This is a genomic window from Streptomyces sp. NBC_00536 (genome assembly GCF_036346295.1).
Taxonomy (GTDB): domain Bacteria; phylum Actinomycetota; class Actinomycetes; order Streptomycetales; family Streptomycetaceae; genus Streptomyces.
The window spans coordinates 2,159,331-2,177,114 of the sequence record NZ_CP107819.1; the positions used below are offsets into that span (position 1 = coordinate 2,159,331).

Genomic DNA, 17,784 nt, shown 5'->3' on the forward strand with positions numbered 1-17,784 from the left:
CCCAGGGGAGAATGCGATCCATCCCTCCCGAGCCTGACGAACGGCCTCGCCGAGTTCCTTGACCTCCTGCGACGCTCGGTCCACCGATTCAACGACACGGGACAGCCCGGCCTCGCGTAGGCCGCCGGCTCACCGTTCGGACGGGTCGGCCCAGTGCGCAACGTGGTATGCAGCATCAGGCGATCCCTGGGAAACACCCGGACCGGCCGGAACTCGGAAGGCCACGCGAACAGTCTTGCCGACCGATTCGTCCTCCACGGTGAACTCGTCGGCAAGTACCGAAGCGATCCACAGCCCCCGGCCGGACAGCGCGTCAGGGGCGGCGCTCCGGAGCGCCGGAACCCCTCCCGGGAAAGGTCTGCTGCCGAGAAAAGGACATGCCCACCCCACCGTCTTGACGCTGAGCCTTCAAGGCCACACAGGCCGTGCGCTATTTGCGAACTCCAGCAAGGTTGCGCCCCTGAGTCTACGCCCACTCGTCGCATAGCGTGGGACCCGCAAAGCCGGACAGGGGCAGCGGAGGGCAGCATGAGCGAAGGCCAGTGGACCAGTGCGTCGGCGCCATATCTGACGCCCCGTGCCGAAGGCGAGCCGGATGCCTGGACCGCCGAGGCCGCGGCCCGGGGGCGCGTGGGCGGGCAGCGCATCCTGTACGCCGAGGAGGAGCCCGCGTCGGACGAGGTCGCGCGGATGCTGGGCGTCCCCGTCGCGGGGAGGGTCGTACGGCGTCGGCGGATCATCGAACTGGACGGTGTCCCCCGCGAGTTGACGGACACCTACTACCCCGCCGCGATCGCGGCCGGGACCCCGCTCGCGTCCACCGCGAAGATCCGCGGCGGAGCGGTCACCCTGCTCGCCGCGCTGGGGCACGTCGGCGTACGGGTGGTGGAGGAGGTCACGGCGCGGCTGCCGACGGAAGAGGAGCGCGGCCACCTGCGCAGCGCGCCGGGCGAACCGGTGCTCCTCGTCTCCCGGGTCACCCTGGACGCGGCCGACCGCCCCCTCCAGGCCGACGTGATGGTCATGCCCGCGGACCGCGCACAGCTGCGCTACGAGACCAGGATCGGATGACGTTGCCCAGCCCCGAGGAACAGCCGCTCGACCAGCGCCCGCTCCACGTCCGCATCGCCGCCGACCTCCGGGACGAGATCCTGAACGGCGACCTGGCTCCCGGCGCGAAGCTGCCGTCCACGGTCCACCTGAAGGCCCGGTTCGACGCTTCGAGCGCGACCGTCCAGAAGGCGTTGGGACTCCTCAAGGACGAGCGGCTCGTCATCGGACGCGCGGGTTCGGGGGTGACGGTACGGGAGCACCAGCAGCGGACGATCCGCCCCGCGGCCTCCCTCGCGCTGTCATCCGGCGACGACCCCTACCCCTGGCTCACCGACGCCGCGGGACCCGGCGCCCACGCGGTCAGCACGCTCGTGGAGGTGCGCGAGGTGACGCCGCCCGCCGATGTCGCCGCAGCGCTCGGGCTCCGGGACGGCGAGCACGCGGTGCTGCGACGCCAGGTGCTGCGGATCGACGGCGAACCGGCCGAACTGGTCTGCTCCTACTACCCCTTGGGCATCGCACTCGGCACCGCGCTCGCCGAGGCCCGCAAGATCAAGGGCGGCACACCCACTCTCCTGACCGGACTCGGCTTTCCGCCCCGACTGAGCGTCGACCGGGTATCGGCCCGCATCCCCACCCAGGAGGAGCACCGCGCGCTGGGGCTGACGAGCGACCTGCCGGTGCTCCGCACCCTGAGGACGGTCTTCAGCGACGACCGGCGCCCGGTCGAGGTGACCGTCATGGTCAAGTCGGGCCACCTGTACGAGCTGCGGTACGAGTTCTCGCCCGCCTGACGCCGCCCGCCCCCGGGCATGCCACAGCGCCCGCCTTCCCTGGTCGGAGACTGGCGGGCGCCGTGTCAGAGTTCCGTACGCCGTTGTACGGACCGTGTGAGGGCCTCCCGCGGAGGGAGGGGTAATGACGGACCGGTGGTCCCTCCCCGGAGGGAGGGGCCGGTGGTTACACCATCAGCGAGCGGTCCGTCGGCTTGACCGGGTACGGGAGGGTGCTCGCGCCGGTCAGGAAGCGGTCCACGCCGCGGGCCGCGGAGCGGCCCTCGGCGATGGCCCACACGATCAGGGACTGGCCGCGGCCCGCGTCGCCGGCGACGAAGACGCCGTCCACGTTGGTCGCGTAGGAGGCGTCCCGCGCCACGTTGCCGCGCGCGTCCAGCTCCAGGCCGAACTGCTCCACCAGGCCGTTGGCCTGGTCCGTGCCGGTGAAGCCCATCGCGAGGGTGACCAGCTGGGCCGGGAGGACGCGCTCGGTGCCCTCCTTCTGGACGAGCTTGCCGTCCTCGAAGGCCACCTCGACCAGGTGCAGCGACTGGACGTTGCCGTCCTCGTCGCCCTCGAAGTGGGTGGTGGAGACGGAGTAGATCCGCTCGCCGCCCTCCTCGTGGGCCGAGGTGACCTTGTACAGCATGGGGAAGGTCGGCCACGGCTGGCCGGCGGGCCGGTCCTCGGAGGGACGCGGCATGATCTCCAGCTGGGTGACCGAGGCCGCGCCCTGGCGGTGGGCGGTGCCCACGCAGTCCGCGCCGGTGTCGCCGCCGCCGATGACGACGACGTGCTTGCCCGCGGCGGTGATGGGGGGCGCCACGAAGTCGCCCTCCTGCACCTTGTTCGAGAGCGGCAGGTACTCCATCGCGAAGTGGATGCCGTTCAGGTCGCGGCCCGGGACCGGGAGGTCGCGGGAGACCGTGGCACCGGCCGCGATGACGACCGCGTCGTAGCGGCGGCGCAGCCCGTCGGCCGGGATGTCCCGGCCGATCTCGACGCCCGTACGGAACTTGGTGCCCTCCGCGCGCATCTGCTCGATGCGGCGGTTGATGTGCACCTTCTCCATCTTGAACTCGGGGATGCCGTACCGCAGCAGGCCGCCGATGCGGTCGGCGCGCTCGTACACGGCGACCGTGTGACCGGCCCGCGTCAGCTGCTGGGCGGCGGCGAGTCCCGCCGGGCCCGAGCCGATGACGGCGACGGTCTTGCCGGAGAGGCGGTCCGGGGGCTGCGGGGTGACGTCGCCGTTGTCCCACGCCTTGTCGATGATCGAGACTTCGACGTTCTTGATGGTGACGGCGGGCTGGTTGATGCCGAGCACGCACGCCGACTCGCAGGGAGCCGGGCACAGCCGCCCGGTGAACTCCGGGAAGTTGTTCGTGGCGTGCAGGCGCTCGGACGCGGCGGTCCAGTCCTCGCGGTACGCGAAGTCGTTCCACTCGGGGATCAGGTTCCCGAGCGGGCAGCCGTTGTGGCAGAACGGGATGCCGCAGTCCATGCAGCGCCCGGCCTGCTTGCTGATGATCGGCAGCAGCGAGCCCGGGACGTAGACCTCGTTCCAGTCCTTCAGCCGCTCGGCGACGGGACGGGAACAGGCGGTCTCGCGGGGGGTGGTGAGGAAGCCCTTCGGGTCAGCCATGGGTCGCCGCCTCCATCATCTTCTCGGTGGTCTCGGACTCGGAGAGTCCGGCCCGCTCAGCGGCGTCCTTGGCGGCGAGCACTGCCTTGTACGTGGTGGGGATGATCTTGCTGAAGCGGTCCACCGAGACGGACCAGTCAGCGAGGAGCTTGGCGGCCACGGTCGAGCCGGTCTCCTCCTCGTGGCGGCGCACCACATCGTGCAGCCACTGCTTGTCGGTGTCGGACAGGTCGGTCTCGACCGCGCCCGCGTTGCCGACGTTGACGTTGCAGGGGTCGAGGTCGATGACGTACGCGACGCCGCCCGACATGCCGGCCGCGAAGTTACGGCCCGTCTCGCCGAGCACCACGGCCTGGCCACCGGTCATGTACTCGCAGCCGTGGTCGCCCACGCCCTCCGAGACGACCAGGGCACCGGAGTTGCGGACGCAGAAGCGCTCGCCGGTGCGGCCGCGCAGGAACATCTCGCCGCCGGTCGCGCCGTAGCCGATGGTGTTGCCCGCGATGGTCGAGTACTCGGCCAGGTGGTCGGCGCCGCGGTCCGGGCGGACCACGATCCGGCCGCCGGAGAGGCCCTTGCCGACGTAGTCGTTGGCGTCGCCCTCCAGCCGCAGCGTGACACCGCTCGGCAGGAAGGCGCCGAAGGACTGGCCGGCCGAACCCGTGAAGGTGAGGTCGATGGTGTCGTCGGGCAGGCCCGCGCCGCCGAACCGCTTGGTGACCTCGTGGCCGAGCATGGTGCCGACGGTCCGGTTGATGTTGCGGATCGCGACCCGTGCGCGGACCGGCAGGGCGGCCTCGGCGCTCGGGGCGTTCAGCGCGTCGGCGGCCAGCCGGATCAGCTCGTTGTCGAGGGCCTTGGCCAGACCGTGGTCCTGCTCGATGACGGCGTGGCGGACCGCGCCCTCGGCCAGCTCGGGCACGTGGAAGAGCGGGTCCAGGTCGAGGCCCTGGGCCTTCCAGTGCGCGACGGCCTTGGTGGTGTCGAGGAGTTCGGCGTGGCCGACGGCCTCCTCGATCGTACGGAAGCCCAGCTCGGCGAGCAGCTCGCGCACCTCCTCCGCGATGAACTCGAAGAAGTTCACGACGAATTCGGGCTTGCCGGAGAACCGCTCGCGCAGCACCGGGTTCTGCGTGGCGATGCCGACGGGGCAGGTGTCGAGGTGGCAGACGCGCATCATGACGCAGCCGGAGACGACGAGCGGCGCGGTCGCGAAACCGAACTCCTCGGCGCCGAGGAGCGCGGCGATGATGACGTCGCGGCCGGTCTTCAGCTGTCCGTCGGTCTGGACGACGATACGGTCGCGCAGGCCGTTGAGCAGCAGCGTCTGCTGGGTCTCGGCGAGGCCGAGCTCCCAGGGACCGCCCGCGTGCTTGAGGGAGGTGAGCGGGGAGGCGCCCGTACCGCCGTCGTGGCCGGAGATGAGGACGACGTCCGCGTGCGCCTTGGAGACACCGGCGGCGACGGTGCCGACACCGACCTCGGAGACCAGCTTCACGTGGATGCGGGCCGCCGGGTTGGCGTTCTTGAGGTCGTGGATCAGCTGAGCCAGGTCCTCGATGGAGTAGATGTCGTGGTGCGGCGGCGGGGAGATCAGACCGACGCCCGGGGTGGAGTGCCGGGTCTTGGCGACCCACGGGTAGACCTTGTGGCCGGGCAGCTGGCCGCCCTCGCCGGGCTTGGCGCCCTGCGCCATCTTGATCTGGATGTCGTCCGCGTTGACCAGGTACTCGCTGGTGACGCCGAAGCGGCCGGAGGCGACCTGCTTGATCGCCGAGCGGCGGGCCGGGTCGTACAGGCGGTCCGGGTCCTCGCCGCCCTCACCGGTGTTGGACTTGGCGCCCAGCTGGTTCATGGCGATGGCGAGGGTCTCGTGAGCCTCGCTGGAGATGGATCCGTACGACATGGCGCCGGTGGAGAAGCGCTTGACGATGTCGGCGACCGACTCGACCTCGTCGATCGAGATGGACGGGCGGGCGCCGGAGCCCTCGCCGCCGTTCTCACCCGTCTTGAAGCCGAAGAGCCCGCGGAGCGTCATCAGCCGCTCGGACTGCTCGTTCACCCGGTCCGTGTACTGCTTGAAGATGTCGTACCGGCGGTTGCGGGTGGCGTGCTGGAGGCGGAACACCGTGTCCGGGTCGAACAGGTGCGGCTCGCCCTCGCGGCGCCACTGGTACTCGCCGCCGATGTCCAGCGCGCGGTGCGCCGGGGCGATGCCGGAGGCCGGGTACGCCTTGGCGTGGCGCGCGGCCACCTCCTTGGCGATGACGTCCAGGCCGGCGCCGCCGATCTTGGTGGCGGTGCCGCTGAAGTACGTACCCACGAAGTCGTCGTTGAGGCCGATGGCCTCGAAGACCTGGGCGCCGCGGTAGGAGGCGACCGTGGAGATACCCATCTTGGACATGACCTTCAGGACGCCCTTGCCGAGCGCGTAGATCAGGTTCTTGATGGCCTGCTCGGGCTCCAGGTCCGACAGGAAGGTGCCCGCGCGCAGCAGGTCCTCGACGGACTCCATCGCCAGGTACGGGTTGACCGCGGCCGCGCCGTAGCCGATGAGCAGGGCGACGTGGTGGACCTCGCGGACGTCACCGGCCTCTATCAGCAGCCCCACCTGGGTGCGCTGCTTGGTGGCGATGAGGTGGTGGTGGACCGCGGAGGTGAGCAGCAGCGAGGGGATCGGCGCGTGCTCGGCGTCGGAGTGCCGGTCCGACAGGACGATCAGGCGGGCACCGTTCTCGATGGCGGCGTCGGCCTCGGCGCGGATCTCCGCGATCCGCGCGGCGAGCGCCTCGCCGCCGCCCGAGACCCGGTAGAGGCCCGAGAGGGTGGCGGCCTTCATGCCGGACATGTCGCCGTCGGCGTTGATGTGGACGAGCTTGGCCAGCTCGTCGTTGTCGATCACCGGGAAGGGCAGGGTGACGCTGCGGCACGACGCGGAGGTCGGCTCCAGCAGGTTGCCCTCGGGGCCCAGGGAGGACAGCAGCGAGGTGACGAGCTCCTCGCGGATGGCGTCCAGCGGCGGGTTGGTGACCTGCGCGAAGAGCTGGGTGAAGTAGTCGAAGAGCAGCCGGGGGCGCTCGGACAAGGCCGCGATCGGCGAGTCCGTGCCCATGGAACCGAGCGGCTCGCCGCCGGTCCGGGCCATCGGCGCCAGGATGACCTTCAGCTCTTCCTCGGTGTACCCGAAGGTCTGCTGGCGGCGGGTGACCGAGGCGTGGGTGTGCACGATGTGCTCGCGCTCGGGGAGGTCCTCCAGCTCGATCTCACCGGCTTCGAGCCACTCGGCGTACGGCGCCGCGCCCGCGAGGTCTGCCTTGATCTCGTCGTCTTCGATGATCCGCTTCTGGGCGGTGTCGACGAGGAACATCTTGCCGGGCTGCAGGCGGCCCTTGCGGACGACCTTGGCCGGGTCGATGTCGAGGACGCCGACCTCGGAGCCCAGGACGACGAGGCCGTCGTCGGTGACCCAGTAGCGGCCGGGGCGCAGACCGTTGCGGTCGAGGACCGCGCCGACCTGGGTGCCGTCGGTGAAGGTGACGCAGGCCGGGCCGTCCCAGGGCTCCATCAGCGTGGAGTGGTACTGGTAGAAGGCGCGGCGGTCGGGGTCCATCGAGGTGTGGTTCTCCCACGCCTCGGGGATCATCATCAGCACGCTGTGCGGGAGCGAACGGCCGCCGAGGTGGAGCAGCTCCAGGACCTCGTCGAAGGACGCCGAGTCGGAGGCGTCGGGGGTGCAGATCGGGAAGATCCGCTCCAGCGCGCCCTCTCCGAAGGCCTCTGAAGCCAGCTGGGACTCGCGGGCCTTCATCCAGTTGCGGTTGCCCTTGACCGTGTTGATCTCGCCGTTGTGCGCGACGAAGCGGTACGGGTGGGCGAGCGGCCAGGACGGGAAGGTGTTCGTCGAGAACCGCGAGTGGACCAGGGCGAGCGTCGAGGCGAAGCGACGGTCGGAGAGGTCCGGGAAGAAGGGCTCCAGCTGGCCGGTGGTCAGCATGCCCTTGTAGACGATGGTGCGGGCGGACAGCGACGGGAAGTAGACGCCCGCCTCGCGCTCGGCGCGCTTGCGCAGCACGAACGCCTTGCGGTCCAGCTCGATGCCGGTGCTGCCGTTGCTCACGAAGAGCTGCGAGAACGCCGGCATGGTGGCGCGGGCGCCGTTGCCGAGCAGGTCGGGGGCGACCGGCACCTCGCGCCAGCCGAGCACGGTGAGGTGCTCCTCGGCGGCGATGGCCTCGATCTGCTCCACGGCGACGGCCTGTGCGGGGCCGTCGGCGGGGAGGAATGCGATGCCGACGGCGTAGGCGCCGGCCTCGGGAAGCTCGAATCCGGCCACCTCGCGCAGGAACGCGTCGGGGACCTGGCAGAGGATTCCGGCGCCGTCGCCCGAATCGGGCTCGGAGCCGGTGGCGCCGCGGTGCTCGAGGTTCCGCAGTACGGTCAGCGCCTGCTCGACCAGCGTGTGGCTGGCCTCGCCGGTGAGGTTGGCCACGAAACCGACGCCGCAGGCGTCGTGCTCGTTGCGCGGGTCGTACATGCCCTGCTGGGCGGGGCGACCGTCCATGGGCGACCAGGCGGTGGTGCTGGGGCCGGTCGCGGAGTGCGTGGATGCGGAACGCATCGGGACTCCCGTCGTCGTCGTGGCATATGCATAGCCGAGGGACGACGTTGGCCCTCTGCGAAATTTCGTGCAGGTTACATGATGGCGGCAATCCCGGGAACCGGATATCGCGTTCCAGCATGCGGACACTGCGCGAAACGGAAAGAGGGGACCTACGCGGGCGAATACGCGAGGCGGAAGTCCCTGCGCGGAGGCGGAAGTCCCGTGCGGGCCGGGCATCATTGCCCAACCGCCCTACACCTCATGCCCGCCGGACATGCGATCGAAACCGATCGAAACCGGCGAGTAATGAACCAGCCATGAACTACTTATGCTGCTTACTGCATAGTGTCTCACCCTTCGGGGGGTGGTCAGCCTACGACGCCACCGATCCACGTGCCCAGGATGTACGTCACACCCGCCGCCGCGCCACCCAGGAGCAGCTGGCGCAGGCCGCTGTACCACCACGACCGGGCGGTGACCCGGGAAACGACCGCACCGCACAGGAACAGACCCACCAGCGCCAGCAGCACCGCGGGCCACAGCGCGGTCGCGCCGAGCAGGTACGGCAGTACGGGCAGCAGCGCGCCCAGCGCGAAGGCGCCGAACGACGAGACCGCGGCGACCAGCGGCGAGGGCAGGTCGTCCGGGTCGATGCCCAGCTCCTCGCGGGCGTGGATCTCCAGCGCCTGCTCGGGGTCGCGGGACAGCTGCATCGCGACCTCGCGGGCGAGGGACGGGTCGACCCCGCGCGAGACGTACAGCTCGGCCAGCTCCTCCATCTCGTCGACGGGGTGCTTCTTCAGCTGCTGGCGCTCGATGTCCAGCTCGGCGAGGACCAGCTCCCGCTGGGAGGCGACCGAGGTGTACTCACCGGCCGCCATCGAGAACGCGCCCGCGGCCAGGCCCGCGAGCCCGGTGATGACGATGGTCTGCGTCGCGACCGCACCGCCCGCCACACCGGTCATCAGGGCGAGGTTGGAGACCAGTCCGTCCATGGCACCGAAGACGGCCGGGCGCAGCCAGCCACCGTTGACGTCACGGTGGGTGTGGTTGTCGCGGTGGGCCCCGTGCAGCGGCGCTTCGGTGTCGATAATGGACATGTGGCGTAACTCCCCAATTGCGTGTGAATGGGCGCGCGTGAGTACGGCACGGGAATGCCCGGGCCATGTGCAGGCACCCACTCCCCCTGAACACCTCGAAACTACGCACGATTTCTGGGCTCCGCCAGCAAGGTAGGCCGTACTTACCAGGGCTTTCGTCCCTCGGCGACCGGGTGACGGGAGGGTTCGACGGGTGTTTCGCGGCAACCGACAAACCCGATGCCATGGCACAAATCCCCCATGGGCTCATCATGAGTTCCACCAAGTGGAGAGGCGCGCCCATGGAGCTGATTGCATCCAATCCGCGGTCGCATCCGGAGTCGCATCCGCAGGCAGGTCCGGAGCCGGGCCTACGGGTCGTACTGGACCGGGCGCGGGGTGCCCTGCTCGGTCTCGCGGTGGGCGACGCGCTGGGCGCTCCGGCGGAGAACATGAAGCCGTCCGAGATCCGGGCCAAGTGGGGCCGTATCGAAGGCTTCGTGTCGGACGACCCGGCCGGTACGGACGACACCGAGTACGCGATCTTCTCCGGCCTGCTGCTGGCCCGGCACGGGTCGGCGCTCACCGTCGCGCACGTCGAACGGGCCTGGCACCACTGGATCGCGGACCTGGACGAAGGCCCCTTCCGGGGCGCGGGCTTCTCGGAGCGCGGCACCCTGGAGAACCTGCGGCGGGGGCTCGCCGCGCCGATCTCCGCGCAGCACCGGCACGCGTGGTCGGACGGACTGGCCATGCGGGCCGCCCCGTTCGGGGTCTTCGCGGCCGGACGCCCCGCCGAGGCCGCCCGGCTCGTCGCGATCGACGGCTCCGTCAGCCACGACGGCGAGGGCATCTACGGCGGCCAGGCCGTCGCGGCGGGCGTGGCCGCGGCCATGGCGGGCGGATCCCCGGCCTCGGTGGTCTCCGCGGCCCTGTCCGTCATCCCCTCGGACTCCTGGACCGCCCGCTCCCTGCGCCGGGCCGTGACCGCCGCCCCGCGCGGCGAACGGGCGGTGCGCTCCGCGGTGGTCATCGGCGGCTACCCGTGGACGGACCTGGCGCCGGAGGCGGTGGGCCTGGCCTTCGGCGCCTTCGCCTCGTGCGGCGGGGACTTCGCGGGCTCCGTCCTGACCGCCGTCAACATGGGCCGCGACGCCGACACCACGGCGGCCGTCGCGGGCGCCCTGGCCGGCGCGCTGTCCGGAGCCGCCGCCATCCCCGCCGCGTGGTCCTCGGTGATCGGCCCGGTCCGGGGCAGCTGCCTGCCCTCGATGCGGGGCTACCACGTCCTGGACATCGCGGACCTCCTCACCCCGGAAACCGAGCCCCCCAGATGACCACCCCGCTCTCCCCGCCCCCACCCACCGACCCCCCGCGCCCAGACCTGGAACGGCTCCCCGGTACGGACCCGGGCGCGGGCCCGGAACGGGGCGCGGGCCCGGTACCGGCCCCGGCGGACGCCCGTCTCGCGGGCACGGATCAGGCCCAGGCGGACGTCTGCCCCGCGGGCGCCCGCTCCGGCGAGCCGGGCACGGTCGTCGGGCATCCCCGGGCGGCCACCCCGGACGGTCTCACGGCCGGGGCCCGCGCGGAGGACCGTACGGCCGAGGACGGACCCGGGGCCACGACCGGGCCGCAGGCCCCGGCCGGGGCCGGGCCGGACGGCGGGGGTGATGGGGGGCGGCGGATCGAGGGGTTGCTGCTCGGGCTCGCCGCGGGGGACGCGGCCGGGTGGCCCGCCGCCCGGCACCGGGCCAGCCGGATGCCCGAGTGGACCCGCCGCCTCACCCGCGAGCTGGACACCTTCGCCGAGCAGAACGCCACCACCACCCTCCCCGTCCCCATCGCCCTCAACCAGCCCCCCGAACCCCTGCGCCTCGGCCCGAGCGACGACGCCGAGTGGGCGGCCTTCGCCGCCGAGTCCGTGCTCACCGCCGCCGGCGCGCTGCTGAGCGATCTGAGCCGCTCCCGCCGGATGCGGGCCGCCATCGACCTGGCCTGGAACGCCCTGGCCAGCGAGGTCGCGGCGGCCGCCGACCGGGCCCCCGAGGTCGAGTCGGCGGTGCTGCCGCTGCGCGCGCGGATCTCCGTACGCGCGGGCCTCGGCAATCTCGCCGCCGGACTGCGCCCGCCCGCCACGGGCCACGACAACCCGCACTACTTCGACGACGCCGCCTGCGTCCGGGCCTGCGTCCTCGCGGTCGTCCACCCCGGGGACCCGGAGGCGGCCGCCGACCTCGCCGAGTTCGACGCCCGCTACACCCAGGACGGCGACGGCGTGCACGGCGCCCGCGCGATGGCCGCCGCCATCGCCACCGCCCTGGCGGGGGCGGGTACGGACGCCGCCGTGGACGCCGCGCTCGGCCGGCTCCCCGCCGGAACCGAGATCGGCCGCAACGCCCGGCACGCCGTCGCGCTCGCCCGCGCGAACCCCGACGGCGGCGCCTTCGCCATCGTGCCGCTGCTGGAGCACCAGATCGTGGACCACGTCTACAGCTACGGCATCGCCGCCGCCGAGACCGTCCCCGTCGCCCTGGCCCTGACCACCGCCGCCCGCGGCCGGGTCGCCGAAGCGGTACCGGCGGCGGCCTGCCTGTCCCGGGTCGCGGACTCGGCCCCCGCCCTCGCCGGGGCGCTGACCGGCGCCCTCGGCGGCGGCGACTCGATCGCGCCGGCCTGGCGCGACGCCTGCCGCATCCTGTCGGGCTGCGCGCTGCCCCGCCTCGCCGGTACCGACCTCGTGGCACTCGCCGCCCTGCTCGCGCGTACGGAACTCACCTCACCCAAGACCCACAGCACCCACCACCCCAGGGGATGATTCGGACATGACCCTCACTCTTGAGGACCGGGCGGCCGGCTGCCTGGTCGGCGCGGCCGTCGGGGACGCGCTCGGCGGCCCGGTGGAGGGCTGGTCCCCGGACCAGATCGTGGAACGGCACGGCGGCCGGGTGCACGGCATCGTCGGCCCCTGGTACGAGGACTGGCGCACCGCGCGCCCGATCGCGCCGTATCACAAGGGCGACGGCCACGTCACGGACGACACCTTGATGGCGCACGCGCTGGTACGCGTCTACGAGGCGGTACGCGACCACCTGGACGCCTACGCGGTCGCCGACCACCTCGTCCCCGACCTGATGACGCGGCCGCGCTGGATCCCGGAACTGGAGGCCGAGGCCCTGCCCCTGCAACGGATCTTCCTCGCCGAGAAGTGGATCGTGACCCGGCTCCACTACGGGCACGTGGACCCGCGCGAGGCGGGCAGCGGCAACATCGTCAACTGCGGGGCCGCGATGTACATGGCGCCGGTCGGCATCGTCAACGCGGGCAATCCGGCGGGTGCCTACGCGGAGGCGCTGGACATCGCGGGCGCCCACCAGTCGTCGTACGGGCGGGAGGCCGCCGGGGTGTTCGCGGCGGCGGTGGCGGCGGCGTGCGCGCCGGGGGCGACGGCTGCCTCGGTGGTCGCTGCGGCGCTCTCCCTGTCCAAGGACGGCACCCGGTCCGCGATCGCGGCGGTCGCCGAAGCCGCGTCCCCGCACCGGGACGTCGAGTCGGCGCTCGGGCCGCTGCGGGCCGCGGTGGCCCCGTACGACTCGGTCGGCCCGGACTACCGCACGCCCTCGCTCGGCGCCCGGCGGCCGTCCCGGCTGCACGCGATCGAGGAACTCCCGGTCGCGCTGGGCATGCTGCTGGTCGCGGACGGGCGGTACGAGCCCGCCGTGCTCGGGGCGGTCAACTACGGGCGGGACTGCGACTCGATCGCCACGATGGCGGGGGCGCTGGCCGGAGCGATGGGCGGTGCGGCGGTGGTACCGCGGGCCTGGGCGAAGGAGGTCGCGGAGGCGAGCCGACTGGACCTGCACGCCCCCGCGGCAGCCCTGGCCCGGGTGGCCCGCGAGGTCTTCGCCCTCGACCTCACCCGCCGCCGCGCCCACGAATCCGCCTTCACCACGATCGCCCCCCTCCAGTGACCCCACGGCAGACCCCGGGCACGAGCGCGGGTACGGGTACGGGTATGGGTATGGGTACGGGTACGGCCCCGCCCCGGGCCATCGGTACGCCCCCGGAGTCCGCGCCCGTACACCGGGCCGGGGCCGCGGCCGGGGCCATCCGGCTGAGCTGGGCGCAGCCCGAGGACCTGGTCGGGCACGAGTTGCGCCAGGCCGCCGAGGACGGGCGGGGCCCGGCCGCGGAGCCCCTGCGGCGGGCCTGGCTGGCGGCGGGCGGCCACCCGGCGCCCACCCGGGCGGGCGCCTCGCCCACCCCCGCCACCCCTGAGCTGCGCGCCCTGGCCGACCGCCTCCTGGCCGACCTGGCCGCCCTCCCCCGCCCCGCCTCGGCAGCCGAACCGGACCCCTGGCCCGCCATCACCACCACCTGGCCCCCGGCCTCCCGCCCCGGAACCCCGCCGGAGACCGCCCCCGCACTCCGGTACGGCGCCGCACCCGAGGCCGGGGCCATGCACGTGCCCAGGGCGGTGTCTCGGGCCGGGGCCGGGCCCGAGGACGCACCCGAGGCCGAGCCTCGGGCCGGGGCCGGGCCCGGGGGCAAGCGCACGGCCGCGCCCCGCGCCCGCACCCCGGCCACCTCGCCGGAGGCGGCTCGGCTGGAGGCCGCCTGGCTGGGGCGGGCCGTGGGGTGCGTGCTCGGGAAGCCCGTCGAGAAGCTGCCGCTCGCCGGGATCCGCGCGCTGGGCCGGGCCGCCGGGAACTGGCCGCTGGACGACTGGTTCACCGCCCGCGGGGTCCCCGCGGAGCTGCTCGCCGCGTACCCCTGGAACCGCCGCTCCGCGCCCACCTCCCTCGCCGAGAACATCGACGGGACCCCCGAGGACGACGACCTCAACTACCCCCTCCTGAACCTGCTCCTGCTCCAGCGCCACGGCAAGCGGTTCACCACCGCCGACGTGGCCCGGCTCTGGCTCGACGAGCTGCCCGCCGGGCGGACCTTCACCGCCGAGCGGGCCGCGTACCGCAATCTGCTGCTCGGCCTGGAGCCTCCCGCCACGGCCACCCACCACAATCCGTTCCGCGAGTGGATCGGCGCCCTCATCCGGGCCGACGTCCACGGCTGGACGAACCCCGGCGATCCGGTCGCCGCCGCGGCCCAGGCCCACCGGGACGCGGTCCTCACGCACACCGGGAACGGCGTCTACGCCGCCCTCTTCATCGCCGCCGCCACGGCCGCCGCGGCCTCCCCCGGAGCCGACGTGCACGGCGCGATCGCCGCCGGACTGGCCGTCGTACCGCCGCGCTCGCGCCTCGCCGAGGCGGTCCGGTTCGCCGTCCGGGAGGCCCGCGCCCACGCGCACGCGCACGCCCGCTTCGACGACGTGGTCGACCGGCTGCACCAGCGCTACGGCCACTACCACTGGGTGCACGCCGTCCCCAACACCGCCCTGATCGCGGCCGCCCTCACGCACGCCGACGGCGACTTCACGCACTCCGTCTGCCGCGCCGTGTCCGGCGGCTGGGACACCGATTCCAACGGCGCGACGGCGGGCGCCCTCGCCGGTCTGCTGGCCGGCTCCCCCGACCGGCTCCCGCACCGCTGGACCGGCCCCCTCAAGAACCGGCTCGCGACCAGCGTCCCCGGCTTCGACGGCGTCGGGTTCGACACCCTCGCCCACCTCACCGCACAGGAGGCAGCACGCTCATGACGGCCATCGCCGTGCTCGGCAGCACCAACATGGACCTCGTCGCCTACGTCCCCAAGGCCCCCCGCCTCGGAGAGACCGTCACCGGCCGCGAGTTCCGCACCGTCCCCGGCGGCAAGGGCGCCAACCAGGCCGTCGCCGCGGCCCTCAGCGGCGGGGAGGTGACGATGATCGGGGCGGTCGGCGCGGACTCCTTCGGCGTACGGCTGCGCGCCGCGCTCTCCGCGTCCGGGGTCGAGACGGCGGCGCTGCGCACCGTCGAGGGTTCCAGCGGGACCGCGCACATCACCGTGGACGACGAGGGCGGCAACTCGATCATCGTGATCCCGGGCGCGAACGCCCGCGTCACCGGCCTGGAGGACGGCGACGCGTCCCGGATCGCCGCCTGCGACTCCCTGCTCCTCCAGCTCGAACTGCCGCTGTCCGCCGTCCTGTCGGGCGCCCGCACCGCCCGCGCCCACGGGGTGCGTACGGTCCTCACGCCGGCCCCCGCGCAGCCGCTGCCCGCCGAACTCCTGGCCACCATCGACCTGTTGGTGCCCAACGAGCACGAGGCGGCCGCCCTCACCGGGTTCACCGATCCCGGGCAGGCGGCCGAGGCCCTGCTGCACGACGTGCCGGAGGTGGTGATCACGCTCGGCGCGGCCGGGGCCCTGCACGCGGCGCGCGGGCAGGCTCCGTACACCGTGCCCGCGCCCCGGGTCCGGCCCGTGGACACCACCGCGGCAGGGGACACCTTCGTCGGCGCGCTCGCCGTGGCACTCGGCGAGGGACGCACCATGCGTGCGGCCCTGGCCTGGGCCTCGGCGGCGGCCGCGCTGTCCGTACAGCGGGCCGGTGCCCAGGACTCGATGCCGTCGCGCGCCGAGACCGACGCCTTCGCGGGCACCGGACCCCGGCCGTGAACGAAAGCGAGAACACGCCGCCGGGTACCGGCCCGCTTGCCGGGCTGCGCGTCCTCGACCTGGCCACCCTCTTCGCCGGACCGCTGGCCGCCACCCTGCTCGGCGACTTCGGCGCCGAGGTCGTCAAGGTCGAACACCCCCGGCGCCCCGACCCGTCCCGCGGCCACGGCCCGGCCAAGGACGGCATCGGCCTGTGGTGGAAGCTGCTGGGCCGCAACAAGCGGACCATGACCCTCGACCTGTCCACGCCCGGCGGCCGCGCGGTGCTGCTGCGCCTGGCCGCGGAGTCGGACGTGGTCATCGAGAACTTCCGGCCCGGCACCCTGGAGAAGTGGGGGCTGGGCTGGGCGGAGCTGTCCGCCGTCAATCCCCGGCTGGTACTGACCCGGGTGACCGGCTTCGGCCAGTTCGGCCCGTACGCCCACCGCCCGGGCTTCGGCACCCTCGCCGAGGCGATGAGCGGCTTCGCCGCGATGACCGGGGAGCCCGACGGGCCGCCGACCCTGCCGCCGTTCGGGCTCGCGGACTCGATCGCGGCGCTGGCCACCGCGTACGCCGTGATGGCCGCGCTCGCGGGCCGCGACCGCACCGGGGCCGGGCAGGTCGTGGACCTCGCGATCATCGAGCCGATCCTGACGGTCCTCGGCCCGCACCCCCTCTGGTACGACCAGCTCGGCTACGTACAGCCGCGCACCGGCAACCGGTCCACGAACAACGCGCCGCGCAACACCTACCGCAGCGCGGACGGGCGCTGGCTGGCCGTCTCCACCTCGGCCCAGTCGATCGCGGAGCGGGTGGTGCGGCTGGTCGGGCGGCCGGAGCTGACCGGCGAGCCGTGGTTCGCGACGGGCTCGGGGCGGGCCGCGCACGCGGCCGTCCTGGACGAGGCGGTCGGCTCCTGGATCGCCCGGCACAAGGCGGACGAGGTGATCGCCGCCTTCGAGGAGGCGCAGGCGGCGGTCGCGCCGGTCTACGACGTGCGCGACGTGATGGCCGATCCGCAGTTCGCGGCCCTGGACACGGTCACCGAGGTCGACGACCCGGACCTCGGCCCGCTGCGGATGCAGAACGTCCTCTTCCGGCTCTCCGAGACGCCGGGGTCGATCCGCTGGGCGGGCCGCGCGCACGGCGCGGACACCGAGGCGGTGCTGGCCGAACTGGGCTTGTCCGGGGCGGAGATCGACGTCCTGCGGACCGAAGGAGCACTGTGATCCTGACCTGGCTGTACGTACCCGGGGACCGCCCGGAGGTGGTCGCGAAGGCGCTCGGCGCCGGCGCCGACGCGGTGATCGTGGACCTGGAGGACGCGGTACCGGTCTCCCGCAAGGAGTACGCCCGCGCGGCCACGGCGGAGCTGCTCCGGCACCGGCCCCCCACTCCGGTGTACGTCCGGGTGAACGCCCTGGACACGCCCTGGGCGCTGGCCGACCTCACCGCGCTGTCCGGGCTGCACGGCCTCTCGGGGCTGCGGCTGCCCAAGATCACCGCGCCGGAACAGATCGGCGCGGTCGCGGACCGGACCGGCGGGGTGGCGCTGTACGCGCTGCTGGAATCGGCGCTGGGCGTGGAGCGCGCGTACGAGATCGCCCGCGCCCACCCGGCCCTGCGCGGGCTCTCCCTCGGCGAGTCGGACCTGCGGGCGGACCTCGGGGTGAGCGCCGACGCGGGGCTCGACTGGCCGCGCTCGCGGGTGGTGGTGGCGGCCCGGGCGGCCGGGCTCGCGCCCCCGCCGCAGTCCGTCTTCCCGGACATCCGCGATCTGGAGGCGCTGGCGGAGTCCTGCGCCCGGGGCCGGGCCCTGGGCTTCCTGGGCCGGGCCGCGATCCACCCGCGCCAGCTCCCCGTGATCGAAAGGGCCTACCTCCCCGGGTCGGCGGAGGTCGCGGCCGCCGAGCAGATCGTCGCGGCGGCCCGCCGCACCCCGGGCGCCCAGGCCCTCCCGGACGGCCGCTTCGTGGACGCGGCGGTACTGGCGGGCGCGGAGCAGATCATGGCGCTGTCCCGGCGGGAGTCCCGGGTCTTGTCCTGAGCAGCCTGTCCTGAGCCTGCCCGGGCACACATGCGCGTGCT

General features: G+C 73.4%; 12 protein-coding genes. 9 read left to right on the forward strand and 3 right to left on the reverse strand.

The genetic code is table 11. The features are described from left to right. The first annotated feature begins 528 nt into the window (after positions 1–528). Both OHS33_RS09340 and OHS33_RS09345 read left to right on the forward strand, forming a co-directional pair. Complete coding sequence (locus OHS33_RS09340) at positions 529–1,071, forward strand: GntR family transcriptional regulator (RefSeq protein WP_330329909.1); 543 nt, start codon at positions 529–531, stop codon at positions 1,069–1,071. Continuing rightward, positions 1,068–1,847, forward strand: a complete 780-nt coding sequence (locus OHS33_RS09345; RefSeq protein WP_330329910.1) for a GntR family transcriptional regulator — start codon at positions 1,068–1,070, stop codon at positions 1,845–1,847. Before OHS33_RS09340 ends, OHS33_RS09345 begins: the two co-directional genes overlap by 4 nt. 166 nt (positions 1,848–2,013) lie before the next feature. On the opposite strand, the gene OHS33_RS09350 is transcribed toward OHS33_RS09345, so the two are convergent. The 3 genes from OHS33_RS09350 to OHS33_RS09360 form a co-directional block, all read right to left on the reverse strand. Next, entirely contained in the window at positions 2,014–3,474 is a 1,461-nt protein-coding gene (locus OHS33_RS09350) for a glutamate synthase subunit beta (RefSeq protein ID WP_330329911.1), read from the reverse strand. Then, complete coding sequence (gene gltB / locus OHS33_RS09355) at positions 3,467–8,035, reverse strand: glutamate synthase large subunit (protein ID WP_330334975.1); 4,569 nt, start codon at positions 8,033–8,035, stop codon at positions 3,467–3,469. The genes OHS33_RS09350 and gltB overlap by 8 nt, the downstream gene beginning before the upstream one ends. Positions 8,036–8,442: 407 nt before the next feature. Further along, complete coding sequence (locus OHS33_RS09360; protein ID WP_330329912.1) at positions 8,443–9,174, reverse strand: VIT1/CCC1 transporter family protein; 732 nt, start codon at positions 9,172–9,174, stop codon at positions 8,443–8,445. A gap of 281 nt (positions 9,175–9,455) precedes the next feature. Here OHS33_RS09360 and OHS33_RS09365 point away from each other — a divergent pair, with 281 nt between their 5' ends. The 7 genes from OHS33_RS09365 to OHS33_RS09395 are packed head-to-tail and all read left to right on the forward strand — an operon-like array spanning position 9,456 to position 17,743. Next, positions 9,456–10,490 (forward strand): ADP-ribosylglycohydrolase family protein, encoded by a 1,035-nt coding sequence (locus OHS33_RS09365; protein ID WP_330329913.1) that lies wholly within the window; start codon positions 9,456–9,458, stop codon positions 10,488–10,490. After that, positions 10,487–11,971, forward strand: a complete 1,485-nt coding sequence (locus tag OHS33_RS09370; protein WP_330329914.1) for an ADP-ribosylglycohydrolase family protein — start codon at positions 10,487–10,489, stop codon at positions 11,969–11,971. Before OHS33_RS09365 ends, OHS33_RS09370 begins: the two co-directional genes overlap by 4 nt. A gap of 7 nt (positions 11,972–11,978) precedes the next feature. Beyond that, positions 11,979–13,124, forward strand: coding sequence for an ADP-ribosylglycohydrolase family protein (locus OHS33_RS09375; protein ID WP_330329915.1), 1,146 nt, complete (start codon positions 11,979–11,981; stop codon positions 13,122–13,124). A gap of 50 nt (positions 13,125–13,174) precedes the next feature. Then, a complete protein-coding gene (locus tag OHS33_RS09380) occupies positions 13,175–14,812 on the forward strand; it encodes an ADP-ribosylglycohydrolase family protein (protein ID WP_330329916.1) in 1,638 nt (545 codons plus the stop codon). Continuing rightward, positions 14,809–15,714 (forward strand): ribokinase, encoded by a 906-nt coding sequence (gene rbsK / locus OHS33_RS09385; RefSeq protein WP_330329917.1) that lies wholly within the window; start codon positions 14,809–14,811, stop codon positions 15,712–15,714. Before OHS33_RS09380 ends, rbsK begins: the two co-directional genes overlap by 4 nt. Continuing rightward, entirely contained in the window at positions 15,711–16,925 is a 1,215-nt protein-coding gene (locus OHS33_RS09390; RefSeq protein ID WP_330329918.1) for a CaiB/BaiF CoA transferase family protein, read from the forward strand. Before rbsK ends, OHS33_RS09390 begins: the two co-directional genes overlap by 4 nt. Beyond that, positions 16,922–17,743, forward strand: coding sequence for an HpcH/HpaI aldolase/citrate lyase family protein (locus OHS33_RS09395; RefSeq protein WP_330329919.1), 822 nt, complete (start codon positions 16,922–16,924; stop codon positions 17,741–17,743). Before OHS33_RS09390 ends, OHS33_RS09395 begins: the two co-directional genes overlap by 4 nt. The last annotated feature ends 41 nt before the right edge of the window (positions 17,744–17,784 follow it).

Bases quoted from the DNA above. Each gene is read 5' to 3' on its own strand.
- OHS33_RS09340 (WP_330329909.1), top strand. From the start codon at position 529: ATGAGCGAAGGCCAGTGGACCAGTGCGTCGGCGCCATATCTGACGCCC.
- OHS33_RS09345 (WP_330329910.1), top strand. From the start codon at position 1,068: ATGACGTTGCCCAGCCCCGAGGAACAGCCGCTCGACCAGCGCCCGCTC.
- OHS33_RS09350 (WP_330329911.1), bottom strand. From the start codon at position 3,474: ATGGCTGACCCGAAGGGCTTCCTCACCACCCCCCGCGAGACCGCCTGT.
- gltB (WP_330334975.1), bottom strand. From the start codon at position 8,035: ATGGACGGTCGCCCCGCCCAGCAGGGCATGTACGACCCGCGCAACGAG.
- OHS33_RS09360 (WP_330329912.1), bottom strand. From the start codon at position 9,174: ATGTCCATTATCGACACCGAAGCGCCGCTGCACGGGGCCCACCGCGAC.
- OHS33_RS09365 (WP_330329913.1), top strand. From the start codon at position 9,456: ATGGAGCTGATTGCATCCAATCCGCGGTCGCATCCGGAGTCGCATCCG.
- OHS33_RS09370 (WP_330329914.1), top strand. From the start codon at position 10,487: ATGACCACCCCGCTCTCCCCGCCCCCACCCACCGACCCCCCGCGCCCA.
- OHS33_RS09375 (WP_330329915.1), top strand. From the start codon at position 11,979: ATGACCCTCACTCTTGAGGACCGGGCGGCCGGCTGCCTGGTCGGCGCG.
- OHS33_RS09380 (WP_330329916.1), top strand. From the start codon at position 13,175: ATGGGTACGGGTACGGCCCCGCCCCGGGCCATCGGTACGCCCCCGGAG.
- rbsK (WP_330329917.1), top strand. From the start codon at position 14,809: ATGACGGCCATCGCCGTGCTCGGCAGCACCAACATGGACCTCGTCGCC.